The organism is Leptospira selangorensis, assembly GCF_004769405.1.
Taxonomy (GTDB): Bacteria; Spirochaetota; Leptospiria; order Leptospirales; family Leptospiraceae; genus Leptospira_B; species Leptospira_B selangorensis.
The window spans coordinates 21,115-38,583 of the sequence record NZ_RQES01000005.1; the positions used below are offsets into that span (position 1 = coordinate 21,115).

The 17,469-nt window shown below is 38.8% G+C and carries 11 protein-coding genes; 3 read left to right on the plus strand and 8 right to left on the minus strand.

Annotated features, from left to right (window positions below):
- Nucleotides 1-79: 79 nt before the first annotated feature.
- From EHO58_RS01695 to EHO58_RS01710, 4 genes are all read right to left on the minus strand, one after another.
- Nucleotides 80-1,648, minus strand: a complete 1,569-nt coding sequence (locus tag EHO58_RS01695) for a methyl-accepting chemotaxis protein (protein ID WP_135628015.1) — start codon at nt 1,646-1,648, stop codon at nt 80-82.
- Nucleotides 1,649-1,823: 175 nt separating this feature from the next.
- On the minus strand, nt 1,824-3,392 hold the full coding sequence (locus tag EHO58_RS01700; RefSeq protein WP_135678250.1) for a methyl-accepting chemotaxis protein: 1,569 nt from the start codon (nt 3,390-3,392) through the stop codon (nt 1,824-1,826).
- Nucleotides 3,393-3,556: 164 nt separating this feature from the next.
- A complete protein-coding gene (locus EHO58_RS01705) occupies nt 3,557-6,703 on the minus strand; it encodes a SpoIIE family protein phosphatase (protein WP_135678251.1) in 3,147 nt (1,048 codons plus the stop codon).
- A 126-nt stretch (nt 6,704-6,829) separates the two neighbouring features.
- Nucleotides 6,830-8,281 carry an NAD-dependent succinate-semialdehyde dehydrogenase gene (locus EHO58_RS01710; protein WP_208728701.1) on the minus strand — a complete coding sequence of 484 codons (1,452 nt, stop codon included), beginning with the start codon at nt 8,279-8,281 and terminating at the stop codon, nt 6,830-6,832.
- Between the two features lie 247 nt (nt 8,282-8,528).
- Between EHO58_RS01710 and EHO58_RS01715 the strand changes: the two genes are divergently transcribed.
- Entirely contained in the window at nt 8,529-9,833 is a 1,305-nt protein-coding gene (locus EHO58_RS01715) for a hypothetical protein (RefSeq protein WP_135678253.1), read from the plus strand.
- Between the two features lie 37 nt (nt 9,834-9,870).
- Here EHO58_RS01715 and EHO58_RS01720 read toward each other — a convergent pair whose 3' ends face one another.
- Nucleotides 9,871-10,809, minus strand: a complete 939-nt coding sequence (locus tag EHO58_RS01720) for a CPBP family intramembrane glutamic endopeptidase (protein ID WP_135678254.1) — start codon at nt 10,807-10,809, stop codon at nt 9,871-9,873.
- 75 nt (nt 10,810-10,884) lie between these two features.
- Complete coding sequence (locus EHO58_RS01725) at nt 10,885-12,588, minus strand: GMC family oxidoreductase (protein ID WP_135678255.1); 1,704 nt, start codon at nt 12,586-12,588, stop codon at nt 10,885-10,887.
- A 119-nt stretch (nt 12,589-12,707) separates the two neighbouring features.
- On the opposite strand from EHO58_RS01725, the gene EHO58_RS01730 reads away from it, so the two are divergent.
- The gene (locus tag EHO58_RS01730) at nt 12,708-14,144 is read left to right on the plus strand and encodes a flavin-containing monooxygenase (RefSeq protein ID WP_135678256.1); all 1,437 of its coding nucleotides are present in this window, start codon (nt 12,708-12,710) and stop codon (nt 14,142-14,144) included.
- On the plus strand, nt 14,125-15,156 hold the full coding sequence (locus tag EHO58_RS01735) for an alpha/beta hydrolase (protein ID WP_135678257.1): 1,032 nt from the start codon (nt 14,125-14,127) through the stop codon (nt 15,154-15,156). The genes EHO58_RS01730 and EHO58_RS01735 overlap by 20 nt, the downstream gene beginning before the upstream one ends.
- Nucleotides 15,157-15,192: 36 nt before the next feature.
- Here the strand turns inward: EHO58_RS01735 and EHO58_RS01740 are convergent, their stop codons facing one another.
- Nucleotides 15,193-15,549: a hypothetical protein gene (locus EHO58_RS01740; RefSeq protein WP_135678258.1), complete on the minus strand. Its 357-nt coding sequence runs from the start codon at nt 15,547-15,549 to the stop codon at nt 15,193-15,195.
- On the minus strand, nt 15,539-17,464 hold the full coding sequence (locus tag EHO58_RS01745) for a S8 family serine peptidase (protein WP_135678259.1): 1,926 nt from the start codon (nt 17,462-17,464) through the stop codon (nt 15,539-15,541). The genes EHO58_RS01740 and EHO58_RS01745 overlap by 11 nt, the downstream gene beginning before the upstream one ends.
- Between the last annotated feature and the right edge of the window lie 5 nt (nt 17,465-17,469).

Genomic DNA, 17,469 nt, shown 5'->3' on the forward strand with positions numbered 1-17,469 from the left:
AGCGACTTTTCTAATCCCTAGTGTTTAGAATTCAAGATTTTTCTATACAAACTAGTTCGGAAATTTTATCGGAAACAGACTAACCTTTCGATGCCAATGTTTGGGCTTCAGTTTCCAAAATTTTAATGGTTTCCGCCAACATTTCACTCTTTCTTAACAAAGAATCCATAGAACTTTGCAAAGAAGATACAGACGTCATGATTGCATTAGCACCAAGTGACTGTTCTTTTGAGCCGGCCTCGATATCTGAAGATAAATTTCTTAAAACTGAAAGACTGTTCAAAAAACGCTCGTTCACAATTTTCTGCTCGCTCAATAATTGATTCAGTTGTTTAAAACTATCTAAAAAGTTTGTGAACAAAGTATCCTGCTCTTTCACTTTTTCATTCGCAGTATGAGCGGATTTTTGTCCGTCTTGGACATATTTGGTACTTTCATTTATAATTTTAGAAATACGATCCGCGTTCTCAGAACTACTTTCTGCAAGTTTGGAAACTTCAGTTGCAACCACTGCAAATCCTCTTCCTGCATTCCCTGCTCTTGCAGCTTCGATCGATGCGTTCAAAGAAAGAAGGTTGGTTCTATCCGCAACATCAGACATGATCTGATTCACTTCTCCCACAGAACGGAAAGAACTTCCTAAAGATTCTAAGGAAGTTCTAAGACCATCTACGAATTCACTTACAGCTTTTCCCGCATCCAAGACTATATCCATATTACGATTTAAGTCGTTGGAATGACCGGAGATACGATCGATCAGAGTATTTAGATTTCTACTTTCTCCTAATAATCCCTCGATCTTTGTAAATTGGTCTTTTACTGTTTCTGTAGATTGTTCCGTTTGAGCTAAAAATTCTTCCATAGTGGAACTGATCTCTTCGAAAGATGCCGCATGGTTACTTATCACTTCCGAAAAATCATCGGAGAAATCTTTTAACTTTCTAGAATTCTCTCTTAAAGAAACAGCGGATTCGGTCATTCTGACCCTACCATGTTCCAAATCCTCTTTGGACTTTTCGATGGCTTGCGATTTTTCCTCTTCTACACTCTTTAACTGTAAAAAGATCTTAATCACTGCGACGACTATGAATGCAGTAGTCATTAAGAACAACATCTTAGTAATCTGTTCCGACATAGCAGCATAACCGGGAGTGATAGAAGTTATACTATCTTCCGTAAAAATGACCCCTGTGTGAGCCGCATTTACGGTTACTAAACTCTGGCATAGGATTGTTAAAAAACCAGTCAAGTATACGAATCTAGGAGAAAGCAAAAGCCCCGCATACACGATGTATATAACATTAATCGTATAGAGTACAACTTGTTTGATAACATTCGAAGCAAGCTTTGCATCTTCGGTCGTCGCGCCAATCATGACTAAACAAAGTACGACAACATCAGTTACTATAAAAACTTTTCCTAAAAAAGGAGATACTCCGCTTCCGAATCTAGTTTTTAAGAAAGAGTAGGTGACGTATATCACCATAGCCGAGGTTCCAAGAATATAGAGCGAGTTTTGGAATAGGGTACTTCTTTTATAACCCATCGCAATGGAGGCGAAATAGAGTAATGTGAGTCCGAATCTGATTCGATTGATCGTGATCGGACCTTGAGCGAGAATTTTTTCCGTTTCGGAACGTGCTACCATATTAGAAAAACCCGCCTTAGGAACATTTTTATTAACTAATATCCAAGACGGGAAAGTGGCGAATAAATCGATCTTTTTTCGGGTTTTATTCGTGGAAAATTTATTGCAAAAGAAAGTTAACGTTGCCCTTTATTTAATAAGTCCCTAATATATCCGAGCATCTACCTGATATAGATCAATACTCCTTTCCGAGCAGTTCGGCTTCTTCTTCGAGCACCTTTATTGTGTCCGACAAAAGTTCACTCTTTCTCAATAAAGAATCCATCGAACCTTGTAATTCGGATATCGCTCCCATAATCATGGATGCCCCGGTATTTTGTTCATTTGAAGAAGTCTCTATCCCAGCGGAAAGTTTACGTAATTCTGATAAGCTAGCCAGGAATTGATCGTTTATTTTCATCTGATCCTCGAGAAGTCCATTCAATTCGTTAAATCTACCTAAGAACGTAGCAAATTGATCCTCTTGGTTCCTGACCTTCTCCGATGTTACCAAGGCTCTATTTCTGCCCTTGTCTACATAATCATTAGATTCACCGATTATTTTAGAGATCCTTGCAGCATTTTGTCCGCTACTCTCTGCAAGTTTAGAAACTTCAGTAGCAACCACTGCGAATCCTCTTCCTGCAACTCCGGCTCTTGCAGCTTCTATAGAAGCATTTAAAGAAAGTAGATTGGTACGATCCGCAACATCGGCCATTATTACCGTAACCTCTCCCACGGAACGAAAAGATTCTCCCAGAGATTCCAATGATTCGGAAAGACCCGAAACAAATTCGGTCACTTCTTTACCAGTATTCAAAACGGAATGAATCCGTCCGTTCAACTCGGAAGAATAACCTGAAATTTTATCGATCAAAGATCTTAAATTTTGGCTTTCTTTTACGAGTAACTCTATCCTTCCGAATTGATCCTTAACGCTAGAAGCAGCACTTTCAATTTGGGATAAAAATTCGGTTAAAGTACTTCCTATTTCATCAAAAGAAGCGGCGTGATTATTGATCACATCAAAAAATTCATTAGAGAAGTTTCTTAAAGATCTGGATTTTTCCTTTAATGAAACTGCGGCAGAATCCATCCTTTCCTTACTTTTTTTCAATTCGTTTCCGGATACGATGATAGTGTTTAATTTTTCTTCTTCTGCGTCGCGCATAAGCCCGAATATGTTGATCACACTTCTTACTATAAAAGCGATCACGATCAAGAAAATTAGTTTTAAAATTTGTTCGGAAGTGGAAGCAAATCCTGGAGAAAGGACTTCTAACGGTTCCTCGGAGAATACCACTCCATGGAGATAACAATTTAATATTACCGTACCTTGTGCAACCGCAGATACGATCCCCGTAATCACTACAAATTTAGGCACCAGGAGTAATCCAGAATATACAATTAATATTACATTAATTGCATATAATATAATCTGCCGAATGATGCCGGAAGACATATCTTTATCGGTGGATGCGGCGAAAAACATAACACTCGCAAGTATGATCACATCTAAAAGAACTGAAATCATCCCGAGAGATTTCGGGATCCGACTATTACGATATGAAAAGAACAAATTCACCAAGGAGACGATCGCCATAGAGATCGTTCCTCCTAGATAAGCCATATTTTGCGCAAAGGAACTTTGTTCCCAAGAGGCACCGAGAGACGCTAGGATTAAGAAAACAAGTCCTATGCGGATCCGATTGATAGTCAAAGGACCTAATGCGGCGATCTTTTCCGTAGTTCGTTCGTCATTCATTGGCGCCCCCAATAATGTCTTATTTTATCTAAAGAATATTCAAAATTCAGACCGAAGGCGCATAGAATCGATCTTATTTTTTATAAAGTGAGCAAAAACTCACATTTTAATTACATACTATGGGGCTATATCTTCAAAAGTTGATATTAGTCATAAGTCTAAATCTACTGACGCCAATTTTTCCTTAGAACATCCCTGATCCTAAGTACTGCTTCGTTTTCAGGCTCTATATGTAGAGCGGATTGTACCATATACATTGCTCTTTCATAATTTTTTAAAGCGATATATACTTGGGCTAGATTCATTAGGTTTTTAAAATGATCCGGCTCTCTTAATCTCAGCCTTTCTCCAAAGTCTAAAGCCTTTTTCAATTGGCCCGCCTTTCTTGCGGCAAAGGAAGCGACATATAGAATTTCCTTATCAACAGGCTTGATATTTAGATAATCTTCCGCATAATGTGCCGCTTTAGAATAGTCTTTGAGTTTTAAGAATAATTTTACGAAATTTTTCTTCACTTCAGGGATGCGGCTGTCTAGATTCTCAGCTTCTTCTAAATAAGTAATGGCTTCTGCCACATCTTTATTTTGAGAAGTCTCCTTAGCCCTATTTAATAATTCTTTTATCTTCTGTTTCTGCTCATCATGAAGTTTCTGATCCGAATCATCTTCTTTGAATGAAAGCCGTATCAGAGAAAGGTCATCCGTTAAAGGACCTTTGCCGGTAATACAATTATAAATTCCACCCAGGTCACCTCTACCTTCTTCCACAATCCTTAGGAAAAGTTTTTCGTCATCATTGATGATCCTTCCCCCGTCTGCGTCTGTTCCGATCAATATATCGTCTCTACCGTCGGAGCCCGCAATGATCACATCTCCAGGTTCTAATTGGAATGTTTTGATATAAATACGACCTTCCATTCCTGTAGTTCCTAGTTTACGGAACATCAACTCATCTTCAATAAAACTCGCAATTCCATCCCTGTACAATACGGTCCAAGGATGTTCTGCATTAATGAAATATAAAATACCTACTTCATCGTCCACGAGTCCCATTACGGAAGAAACCAACATGGAACCGTCAAAACTTTCGAAAACCTTATGAAGTTCCGTAAACGCATTTTTCAGCCATCGTTCCGGGGACTGATTTTTCATATTATCAGCAAGTCTGGTTCTTTCTATAATCGATTCAAAAACCGATCCTAAAACCAGAGCACCACCCGCACCTTGCATGGATTTTCCCATTGCATCTGCGTTTAAGAATACTGTATATGACCTACCAATTAAATCTATATGATTAGAGATGTTTAAGTCTCCACCGATCTCATCATGATATCTTCTGAATGTAAATTTTTTCTTTTGTTCTAGTAAAAAATCCACCTTTACGTTTTCATGAACTGCTTTGTTCGCGCCTAAAGGTTTAATCAAAAGAGAAGTTAAGAAATAATCCCCGTCCTGTTGTTGTTTGAGTTCTTGAACTTCTCCTAAGGTTTGTTCTAATTCCTTGGTACGTTCTTTTACTTTTTCTTCTAACTCGTTAGCGTATTGTTCTAATCTTTTTCGAGCAGACTGGATGGACCTTGCCATTCTGTTAAATGACCTTGCGATAAATCCAATCTCATCTTCGACTCTTGGTTCGAGGCGATAATCTAAGTTTCCTGAATTTACTTCGGTTAAACCGACTACCACTTCGTCCATAGGTTTGATCAGTGCATTTTGGAAGAAAAATCTGAATCCTACACTGATCACTAACATGATCGCGAGTAAACATACAACTAAGATCAATGCAGGTTCATGTATGAATTTTCTAAAAGATATGTAAGTGAAACCTACTTCATATACATTTCCATTTATAGGATGTACAACCAAATACGAAACATAGTATTGAGGTTTCTCATCCCCGACCTTATAATATTTCGTTCCTCTATAGATCCTTTCTCCCACTTCTCTAATCGGGGTTAAGGGTAGAAGGACCGTTTTATCCAAGTCTGATTCAGATATATCTGCCTTGAGATCAGCCTCTGCTTTTACTTTCACTTTTTCTAAAATTGCTGAAAGGCCAACTTCTTCTGATTTTAAGAGTTTATAAATTGCTGGTGCATCCGATTTAGAAGGGAGATGAGAATATTTACTTCGTACTACTTTTAACCTTTTGTTCAAAAGTCTGAAAAATTCGCGTACGTCTTCGTCTGAAACCGGATTATTTTCTTTAGATTCTAAAAATTGTTTCAGTCCTTCTTGGTAAGCATAGAATTCTTTGGGAGAATTTTCTAAAATTGTTTTGGATCTTTCCCATCTTGTATTAGCAGGAAGACTTCCTAAATTTGTAAGATTTTTAGAAATATAAAAGAACCGTATTTCTAGTTTATCTTCAGAATCGAATCTTGGATCTTTAAAACCTCTTTCAGTTTGAAAACGATTTTCGTTCGGATCATAGGAAGTTAAATATGCAAATCCACCCGGGGTTTCTCCCTGTAAAACAACCAGTTTAGCTTCTTCTTTTTTGATTAGGTCGAAAGAAGAATCATATCCGTTTAATATTGCAAATCCTACCAACTGGAACGCGAGAAGGAAGGTTGCCATACTCACACCCACGATCCTACTTAAGATTGTGGTCCTTTCCTTGGTTGCGTTTACATAAACGATCAGAATTAAAAATAATCCTGCTACAAGAAGGATATCTGCCGTTTGCTGATAGACCGCTCTAGATACCGTACCTTCTCTACTCAATGCATTTGTAATACCCGGTATAAGTGTAATCGTAAGGTAAGCGAGAGTAATATAGATTACGGACCTTCTCTCTCCTCCTTTCTCTACGATCGCTCTCCAAATCGCTGCAATCAAAAAAATGAAATTGTAAAGGAAAACTATTAGAGAGAAAATTTTATAAAATAAATGAGTTTCGAAATCCCAATAATGGCTTCCCATCACGAAACTTCTGGTAGATTTTAAAGAAAGAATAATATAAAAGATCGCTAAAGTTATAACCCCTGCATACAAGATCGCATACAAAGTCAGTCCTAACTTTTCTCTTTTTGGAGTCGGGAAATAAAAGAAGAATATAAAAAGCTGAGTATAACCCACCATCGGAAATGGAATCACGATCCATCTATGAAAGATCGTCCAATCTTCCGGAGAGCAAAAGGCAACCAAGTAACCGAAATGAAATATGGTTGTGGATAAACTCGAAAGTCCAAGGTGAAATGCTGCCTTACTTCTTTCCTTGATTGTTAGAAAGAAAAAAGATACGTACAAAGAAAATAAGGAGGCGAGTAAGGATCCGAAGAAGTAAAAGTTAAAATAAAATGGGTCCATAAAAAGGGCAGCCTAAGAAATTGATCCGAAGGACCACTTCGTCAAGGAAAATGCGAAAAGAAGTCCGAACTCTAAAGACGAAAATTTTTTTACAAAACTAACAGTGAGAATTCGAGGTTTTTACGATTAACCTTGTCCACCCCAACAAATATATTTTATTTCCTGATACTCTTCTATTCCGTATTTAGAGCCTTCTCTGCCCATGCCGGACTCTTTTACTCCTCCAAATGGAACCTGTTCAGTGGATAAGATACCTTCGTTTACGGAAACCATGCCAGCTTCTAAGGCTTCTGAAATTCTCCAGATCCTAGCCGGATCGTTTGTATACACATAAGATGCCAAACCAACGTCGCTTGCGTTTGCAATTTGTAATGCTTCTTCTTCCGTTTTGAAACTTTTGATAGGTGCGAGAGGACCGAATGTTTCTTCTTGGAAACATAATGATTTTTCTGAGACTCCCGAGAGAACGCTCGGTTCGTAGAAGTTCCCGCCCAAAGAATGAGGCTTACCTCCTATCAGCAGTTTTCCTCCTTTTTCGATCGCGTCTTTTAGATGTGAATCCACTTTTTTGACCGCGGCAGAATGGATCAATGGGCCAATATTAACTCCTTCTTCAAAACCGTTCCCAACTTTAAACTTAGAAACTTCTTCTGCTAAACCATGAGCGAATTCCTCTGCGATCTTTTCCTCTACCAAAAATCTGTTTGTACAAACACAGGTTTGTCCTGCATTACGAAATTTTGAAACAATTCCTCCTCGAATCGCTTCTTTGATATTAGCATCCGCGAAAACTATAAAAGGAGCGTTGCCTCCCAATTCCAAAGAAATTCTTTTCACTTGGTTCGCCGATTTTTCTAAAAGTATTTTTCCTACTCTTGTAGAACCTGTGAAACTTATCTTACGAACAATTTTGTTTTCTAAAAATTCGTTAGCGATCGGTTCCGGTTGTCCAGTAACCACTTGGAAAACCCCGGATGGGATCCCCGCCTCTTCTGCAAGTACAGCTAATGCAATTGCCGAATAAGGAGTAAGTTCGGAAGGTTTAGAGATCACGACACATCCCGCTGCAAGGGCCGGTCCTATCTTTCGAGTGATCATGGAAGAAGGAAAATTCCAAGGAGTTAAAATTCCTGTAACACCCACCGGTTCTTTCCAAGCCATCAATCTAAGTTCTTTTCTATGAGTGGGGATCAAATCTCCATACGTACGTTTTGCTTCTTCTGAAAACCATTCCAAATAAGAAGCAGCATAATCAATCTCGCCTCTGGATTCCGCCAAAGGTTTTCCCTGCTCCCAGGTCATAATTTTTGCTAGATCTTCTTTGTTTTGGATCATTAGATCCGCCCAATTCCTGAGAAATCTGGCTCTTTGTTTAGGAATTGTTTTGGCCCAATCTTTTTGGGACTTCTCAGCGAACTCTAAAGCTTTTCTTATTTCTTCTCTAGGAAGATCGGGAACTTCTCCTATCTTAGCACCTGTTGCAGGATCAAATACCGGAATAGTTTTGGAGAAGGTTCTCCATTCTCCTGAATAAAAATTAGAATTTTTGAATAAAGAAGGTCGATTGAGTTGGATCATATTTTTGCCTGAAAGAAGCTCTTTCTCCAAAGATACATCTTTGATATGATACTGAAAACCGAATTTCTATAGACCGGAAATACAAAATAGTTTAAGGGTCAAATCTTCGTGGGACTCTTAGGAATAGAAAAAGTTCATGGCAATTCGGAAAATAAAGAATGTTATACATCAGTAAAGGGGTAAGCAAATAAATGATTACAAATGTATGTGTATTGAAGAAACTCCCCCAATTTTGAATAATGGTTGTATGGGAAGAATTTTAGGTATTACCTCAATCCTCCTACTGATCCTCACTTTTCCTCTCGAAACAATTTTAGCAGTAACGATCCAAATGAATGCGGGTCGTATTTTCAAAAAAGTTTCCATTCAAAAAGAATCGGAAACCGAGATAGAGGTGGTCGATCCGGACGGAGTCATCTATAGAATCCGAAAAGATAAAATAAAACAAATCACGGAAGATGCTCCGGATACTATTCCGGAATTCGCTTCCGACGAAAGTGTTCCCACAGGAGCGGTCAAGACACCTTCTCCCAAGGACTCACTTCCGGAACATTCTATCTTACTTTCTCAATCTTTGTCCAATGACGGTGCCTTCCAAGGTTCCGATCTATTCGGAGAAAGACAGGCGAGACGTAACGGTACTTCTTACAAAGATTTTTACGAAGCGTATTTTTTAACCACCAGCGTGGAAATATTAGGTTTGCCTAAACAATTTAAACTTGGGCTTACCGTTATGAACCCTTTGGTGGACAGAAGTAACACAGACTCGGATCTAAGATTACAATCCACACCTGGCGGTCCTGATCAAACTTATCTTTTAGATAAGTCGCTTGCTACAGGAATTTTACAATTCGATCCGAATGAAGTAAAAACCAGAAAAGAAAAGAATGGGCTCTTTGATTATGTATTCACCAGAGCAATGTACGATCATGAAACTAGACTTGGTACATTCTCCGCTGGATTTTTATTTATCAACCAAAATGATCCTAGCTATGTTATGAGAGGATATTGGGTGATCGGATGGAAGGCTCCTTTCTGGGAATGGCTCAATCCTCAGTTCTCGATTAATAATAAAATGTTAAACGATTACGGCGGGACTTTCCAAGGAACTCATAACTATCGTCTCACTCTATCTCATGAATTTTTTAAAGGCGAAACTTTCAGAGTCACTCCAAGTTTGGTAGTAGGTTACGCAGAAGTAAACGATAACACAGATCGAAAGAAAGGAATTAGCGATATCAGTCCTAGACTCCAATTCGATTATGGAAAGTTTTTCTTTGCTGCGAACATGATGTATAGAGCGACACCTGCATTAGTAGATAATGCAACTTATACCCCGAATATAGGTGCGTATCCGGATAGCAATGCGAATGACGGATTGACTATAGATCCTGCTAAAGCTTATGGATATAAGAATGAACTGATCGTAAACTATCTTTCTTCTTTATCGGATGATCCTGCGGTAAAGAGAGCCTTAGTAGATCATTACCAGCAACAACATATAGTCCATGTGATCTTCTTCTATAATATCGGATATACGATCCGTATTTGAAATTCCTGTCTCCGGTTCTATTTGAGCCGGAGAATATTTACTCCATAAAATACAAAAACTGTAAAGTAGCTGCAAGCTCCATTGCAAGCGCGATCCCTATATGTATCAAGATTCCTGCATATACTGATTTGGTTCTATAGGAGATCATTCCCAAAATAAAACCCCCGAAAAAAGAGCCTAATGCTTCAAATTGAGGTTTTGTAAAGTGTAAAAGACCGTACATGAATGCCATGCCTAAAACAGCAGGTTTACTTCCCACTCTGGAAGCCAAGGGAAAAACCATAAATCCTCTAAAGAAAGTTTCCAAAACCGCAAAATCTGCTGCATAAGAAATTTCGAATAGAATGATCCATAAAGCAGGCGGATAGATCAGATATCCGTCCGACATTCTTCCTGCAAATCTAGGGTATACGGAAAGAAAGGAAAGGGAGAAGGAAGCAATCGCAATTAAAGGAAGCATTAATCCTAATAAGAATAATACCTCACCGAACTTGGGAGATTTACTTAAACCTAAAAATCTATCCGGAGAATTTTTGCGCAGAATAATCCAAGCTAGAGGTAACGCTGTATAAGCAAGAATGGTTCCCACGTAGTTTACGGTAAGCATTGCAATCTCTACGGAAGAAGAACCTACCCAATTGAATAATTCCGAGTCCCTGATCCTCGCAGAACACACAATTGCAAGAACAACTACATAACCTGTGATCAAAGGAATAGAAGGTTTGAATTCGTTTAGTTTTCCATAAAATGCAAGAACAATCGGGTAGATAACCAATGCACCTGCAGCAAAAAATAAAAAGTAAAATAGACTTAAACCGATCTGGTTATCTTTTAAAGCCTGTGTAAAAAGTGGAGCAAATCGAAACGAATAGTTATAAGACCAAAAAATTAAAAATAGAAGGAACACTCCCCCGAAAGAGATCCAATCCTTTTTGGTTTGAAAAAAATCCTTTAAACTTTCTTTTAATAAGGCCAAAATCCTTCTCCGAATCGGAGATATCCGATACGGAGAGAGTTTCCTTTGGCTGAGTCTAGGTCTATCGTTTTCGGATCAGATTTTAGGAAAGACTACAGGCGTGATCCCGAATTGTTTTTCAAACTCGAAACTTGAGACCGACTTATTCTCTTTGGGAGGGATCATGGACATCGCTCTCTCAGTCATTGCAGTGATAGAAAGAGAAGGATTTACCCCAAGGTTTACGGGGATCATAGAACTATCACAAACTCTTAAATTTTTATAACCATAAACCTTGTTTTCAAAATCGATCACACCTTCTTCCGGATCGGAACCCATTACACAACCGCCCATGATATGCCCAGTAATAGGTGCATTTAAAAGAACATCATTTAATGAACTTCTAGGAATACCTCCTATCTTCTTCGCAACCTTTCTCGCAGTTTGATTTGCAATTGGAATATAAGAAGGTACTTTCTCTCCAGAGCTAATAGCTGAGGTCATCGATTTCTCGAAAGGCCAGGACATTCTTCTTTTTCTAACTAATTTGACCTTATTATCCAAGGTCTGCATAACTAGAAGAATAAGAGAATTTTTAGCGAAGCCGAAAGGCCAAGACGCCTTTAAAAAATAAAGTGGCTGAGTAAACATCGTGAAAAAATATTTAAGAGGTCTAGGGAAAAGGCCTCCACCATCAGTAAGAACGCTCGCAAGAGTCCCAAAAAAGTCAGAACCCTTAGAATAACGAACCGGTTCTATGTGAGTATGTTCATCCGGATGAATGGAAGAAGTGATTGCAACTCCTCTAGAAAAGTCCACATCCTTTCCGAATTTAGTAACGCCTAAAACTGTTTCACTATTTGTACGAACATCATCTCCTAAACGGGTTGAAAGACGATTCATATGTCCAGCTTCTCTGGAACGCAAAAGTAAACCTACAGTTCCCATCACAGCGGCAGAAAGTACAACGGACCTAGCTTTAAATTTTCTTTTTGGAGAACCGAACCAACCGGTTGTGGATCTGCTAGAAAGTTGATAGCCGAATTCGCCACTCGCATTCGGATCAGGTTCTCCATATTCGTTTAAAGGAACTATATCTGTTACTTTTGTTTCAGGAAGTACTTTAGCTCCCAATTTCTCCGCAAAAAATAGATAATTTTTATCTAATGTGTTTTTAGAATTGAAACGACATCCTACCATACAACCTCCGCAAAGATTGCAGGTGGTTCTTTCGGGACCATCGCCTAAGAAGAAAGGATCTTTTACTGTTTGTCCTTGTTTTTCACCGAAGAATACACCTACAGGTGTTGCGGAAAAAGTTTCTCCTCTTCCCATTTCTTGAGCGATCTCTTTTAGGACGGCGTCAGATTTATCCAAGTGTGGATTTTGAACTACTCCTAACATTCTGGAAGCAACCTTATAGAAAGGAAGCATTCCATCCTTGCCGCCGATCTTTTTGTATGTAGGATGATTTAATGTTTTATCGGAAGGAACGTAAAGTGTGTTTGCATATACTAAAGAACCTCCACCCACTCCAGCTCCACTCACTAGAAAGAAGTCTTTTAGAAGATTAAGTCTTTGGATCCCGTAAAAACCTAATCTAGGCATCCATAAATATTTGTGAACGGACCAATTCGTTTTAGGAAATTCTTTTGCAGTCCATCTTTTACCGGACTCGACTACCAAGACAGAATACCCTTTTTGGCTTAATCTCATAGCGGAAACACTTCCGCCAAAGCCAGAACCTACTATGATATAGTCGTAATCAAAATGAACGTTTGTTTTCTCTTCTGTCTTCATACGTCCGACCTAAACATATCGATTTATTAACTCAATCCATTTTCGGACTTGACTATGCGTTCGAAAAACTTCCACTACTAATTCGTTTTATCAACCTCATAAAAAGATCGGAGAACTATATGCAAGAGTTGCCGAAAGTCTGCGTTATTGGCGCAGGCTCTAGTGGAATCACTGTTTGTAAATCACTTCAGGACAAGGGAATCCCCTATGACTGTTACGAAAAAGGAAGCGATGTAGGAGGTAACTGGAGATATAAAAACGACAACGGTCTAAGTAATATTTATAAGTCATTACATATCAACACTCACAGAGATAGAATGGAATATAAGGATTATCCGATGCCGGATTGGTATGCGGATTATCCAAATCATGAACCTATCCAAAAATATTTTGTGGATTACGTGGAACATTTCGGACTTCGCAAACATATTAAATTCAAGAATGGCGTAGCAAAAATAGAACCCCAAGACGATGGAACGTATCTAGTTACTAGCGAGAAGGGAGAAAAAATATTTTACGATGCAGTCATCGTTGCTAACGGTCATCATTGGTCTCCACGATGGCCTGAGCCCGATTTTCCCGGCAAATTTAATGGAAAGATAATACATTCTCACGACTATGTGGATCCTGAACATCCGATCCAATTGACAGGCAAAAGAGTTGTAGTACTCGGCATGGGAAACAGCGCCATGGATATTTCCGTAGAGTTAAGCCGTCCTGGAGTCGCCAAAAAAGTTTTCCTAAGTTCCAGAAGAGGTGCTTGGGTGATCCCGAATTATCTTTTCGGAAAACCTTTAGACAAACAAACGGAGTTGCTTCCGCCTGGAACACCTTTCTGGTTAAAACAATTTTTATTCGGAACCATGTTAAAGATCGGTGTTGGTAAGATGGAAGATTTTGGTCTTCCAAAACCGGATCATAAACCCGGAGAGGCACATCCAACCATCTCCCAAGATATTTTAGTAAGACTTGGAAGAGGTGATATCAAATACAAACCTGTGATCCAAGAATATAATGGAAACAAAGTAAAATTTGCTGACGGCTCAGAAGAAGAAATCGATGCGATCATCTATTGTACGGGATACAACGTTAAGTTTCCTTTTTTCAAACCTGAGTTTATCTCAGCCCCTGATAATCATCTGCCTTTGTTTCATCGGACCTTTAAACCTGATCTGAGCAATTTATTCTTTGTAGGATTATACCAACCATTAGGTGCAATCATGCCTCTTGCTGAGTTCCAAGGAAAATGGTTAGCAGAATATTTAACTGGAAATTATAGCCTGCCTACAATTCCAGAAATGCAAAATCAGATCCAAGATTACGAAAAGAAGATGAAGAAGCGATATGTAAATTCTGCAAGGCATACAATGCAGGTGGATTACGAAGACTTTTTATATTATATGCAGAAGGAACTAAAAGCAGGTAAGAAAAGAGCTTCTAAAAGTTTACAAACATTACCTGTTCCGTCAAAGGCAAAGTATAAACAATCCGGAAAACAAAGTTCTTCTAACGGAAAATCAGAACCAAGGAAAAAAAGTGCTCTGGCAAAAGTTTGAGACCCTAGCGGCAAGAGCCTTACTTTCTCTCCCGAATTCCGTACTAAAAATTTTCGGAAAGGATATCAAAAGAGGACGAACCTTGGATCCAAAGGTTCGAACCGCATTACTTTTAGCTAAAATAAAGCCGAAACCCGAAAATCTTGCTCCGCCTAAAGCGAGAGAACTTTTCAAAAACATAATGGGTTTTTTCGATTTGGAAAAAGAAGAAGTTCCCAGGGTGGAGAATTTTTCCATACCTGGAACCGGCCCGAGGATCAAAGTCAGATTATATTCTTCTAATATAACTAAAGATCCGGAACCTTGTTTACTCTATTTTCATGGAGGAGGATTCGTGATCGGGGATCTGGAATCCCACGATGCACCTCTGAGATATTTAGCAAAAACTTCGGGTAGGGCAATACTCGCAGTCGATTATAGATTGGGACCCGAACATATTTATCCTGCCTCTTGGGAAGATGCATACTCCGTTTATAAATGGATAAAGGAGAATGGAAAGTCATTTGGTATCGATCCAAAAAAGATTGCGGTAGCTGGAGATTCCGCAGGAGGAAATTTGGCGATCTCCATCTCTACTCGTGCTAAAAAAGAAAAACTTACTCTTCCACAATTCCAAATATTGATCTATCCATGGATCGATCTAATCCAGGAAAGAAAAAGTGTAGAGGAATTTGCAAATGGGTACGCACTCACTCGAGATCTACTTCGGTATTTCAAATATCATAGTGTGCCAAATTCAAAAGATTGGAAGGATCCAAGAGTCACACCTTTCCAACAAACGAACTTTTCTCATACACCTAAAACCTACTTGTTGATTGCAGGCTTTGACCCTCTTCAGGACGAGGGACTCGCATATGCTGACCTTCTTCAGAAGGCAAAAGTAAAACTGGAGATCAAAACCTACGACACTTTGATCCACGGTTTTTTTAATTTAGGAAGAAGTATCCCGGAAGCCAAAAATGCATTGGATCAAATCGCAAAATGGATCCAAGCAGGGTTTTTAGCAAAATAATATTAGTTTTTTATAAAGTTCATTACGAGGCTATTTTTAATAGGCCCTGTAAATCAAATTATGTTGGACTGATTCTACAAAACCGGATTTGGAAGAAACATTCTTAAGAAAATCCAAACCCGGATCGGATTTATATTTAACCTTATAAGTATCTTCCATAATCAGTTCTATATTTAGAATGGAAAAATTAGGAGCTAACTCTTTTAGCCTTTCCGAACTAGTTCCTGAAACCAATTTAAAAATATACTCATTCGGAACAACTCGCCCAGGTTTCACATATTTACCTTTACCATTAGGAAGATCTTTAGGAAACCCTTGTGCAAATATAGAAAACGCGGATATCGATATAAAAACGAAGACCGAAATCGTTTTTAAAAAAATTTTAAGGAACATCTACACTCAAATTAATAGGAGCTTCCAAATTTCGGATCGCTCCATTTCCGTTAGCAGCTTTACCATATTTGGTAATATTCTGGATCGAACTGGTGGTAGTACCGCCTGCAATAATCGCAGTAATCGTATCTGCATATGTAAATTTCGGATTAAATGATCTCAATAAAGTAGCAAGGCCCGCCACATGAGGAGTCGCCATAGAAGTTCCGTTGATCGTATTGTATTGAGCTATATTATCAACATCCAATGTAATCAAATTAAAAACGGTGATGGCCACGCCTGCTCTATTAACAGTGGAATCCGAAATAAATTCATAGCCGAAAGAACAATTCGAAGAATGAACACAATTCGGCGCGGCAACTTCGTAGTTAGAAATTATCTGCCCATCTCGTTCCCCAGAAAGGCTTCCCACCAGATTAATCGAATTGAACACTACTGATTCAGATGTTGAATTAGATGCGTACAGATTAATTCCGTCATAACCTGCCTCTGTATCTATAAATAAATTCATTCGAGCTGTGACAGCTTCCGCACCTGACGTAATTGTGATCGGAGCATATGCTAGAGCATAGGAGTTCGATAAATAACCTGAATTGGAAATTCCACTGATTGCAGTAGAACAACTAGTTGATAAATACAGAACCAGGGAATAAATAGAACAACCTGCCGTATTCCAGCCAGTTCCTAATATATTATCTGTCAGCCAGCTAGTAAAGGGAAGATTATAAGTACCTTCAGCTCCCGCCCAAGTGCTGCGTATATTCGTACCAGGAGCGCCTATATCCACATTTTTTTTAGAAGAATCATAATTCGAAAAACTCGCTAACTGAAACTTTTGATCCAAAGCAGCCACACACAGAATATTAGCCTCATCATATTCGCAAGGATATGAGTTATCCGAATTCAAATCACTTCCATCATTTCCTGCGGCAACCACAAATAACGCGTCATAGTTGCTACCTGCACTTGCCATTGCAGAACGCATGGCTGAATCATAGTCCGGACCGCCCAAACTTAAATTCAAAACCTTTGCGCCGTTTCTGACTGCAAAATTAATCCCTTTGATAATAGTGGCAGTATCACCGGAACCCGATTGATCTAAAACTCGGACCGCCATAATTTTCGCAGTCCAACAAACTCCTGCTACTCCGGTTGCATTATTTCCTTTAGCTCCGATCGTACCCGCCACATGAGTTCCATGGCCATTCAAATCCATAGGATCATTATTATTATTTACATAATTCCAACCGTTAGAGCAAGAACCCAAAGAAACTCCTTTATCAGAAACGCAAGAGCCTGAACTCCACATATTCGTGCTTAGGTCTTGGTGATTATAATTCACACCCGAATCCACTACAGCTACAATCGTATTAGTACAGTCTGTATTCACATCCCAAGCGCTTTCCATTCTCATATCGCTGGTGCTTGTTCCAGGGTTATTAAAGGAGTAAGTAGCAGTAATAACGTTCTGGCCCGTATTATTCATTCCCCACAATTGGTTGTAAATCGGATCGTCCGGGGAATTGTTTGCGTGGTAAATATAATTCGGCTGCACAAATTCCACATCAGGATGCGTAGAATATTCAGCAATCGCCTCTTCGACGGTTTGACCTTCTCTCAATTCTACTTGAGAAATTCCTGTCTCCCCTAAATCGTTCAGGACTTTTCCATTAAAAGAACTAACTGCATAAGACTTTACTGAGTCGCCTGCTTTATCTTTGAACTTAACCAAGACCTCGGAAGACTTGAATTTTATTTTGGAGTTTCTTTTATAATACTTTTTATTATCAGTATTTCCCGAAGGATCCAAAAGTTTGGAAAAGGTCGAAGTGACATTCGTTTGTTTTTCGGCAAAAAGATAGCCGATAGACAAAATCGAAAAAATAAAAGTAAATAAGGTGAATTTATTCTTCATAAGAT

What these genes read in the sequence shown, in the direction of transcription:
- EHO58_RS01695 (WP_135628015.1), bottom strand. Translation starts at nt 1,648, where the DNA reads ATGGTAGCACGTTCCGAAACGGAAAAAATTCTCGCTCAAGGTCCGATC.
- EHO58_RS01700 (WP_135678250.1), bottom strand. Translation starts at nt 3,392, where the DNA reads ATGAATGACGAACGAACTACGGAAAAGATCGCCGCATTAGGTCCTTTG.
- EHO58_RS01705 (WP_135678251.1), bottom strand. Translation starts at nt 6,703, where the DNA reads ATGGACCCATTTTATTTTAACTTTTACTTCTTCGGATCCTTACTCGCC.
- EHO58_RS01710 (WP_208728701.1), bottom strand. Translation starts at nt 8,281, where the DNA reads ATGATCCAACTCAATCGACCTTCTTTATTCAAAAATTCTAATTTTTAT.
- EHO58_RS01715 (WP_135678253.1), top strand. Translation starts at nt 8,529, where the DNA reads ATGGGAAGAATTTTAGGTATTACCTCAATCCTCCTACTGATCCTCACT.
- EHO58_RS01725 (WP_135678255.1), bottom strand. Translation starts at nt 12,588, where the DNA reads ATGAAGACAGAAGAGAAAACAAACGTTCATTTTGATTACGACTATATC.
- EHO58_RS01730 (WP_135678256.1), top strand. Translation starts at nt 12,708, where the DNA reads ATGCAAGAGTTGCCGAAAGTCTGCGTTATTGGCGCAGGCTCTAGTGGA.
- EHO58_RS01740 (WP_135678258.1), bottom strand. Translation starts at nt 15,549, where the DNA reads ATGTTCCTTAAAATTTTTTTAAAAACGATTTCGGTCTTCGTTTTTATA.
- EHO58_RS01745 (WP_135678259.1), bottom strand. Translation starts at nt 17,464, where the DNA reads ATGAAGAATAAATTCACCTTATTTACTTTTATTTTTTCGATTTTGTCT.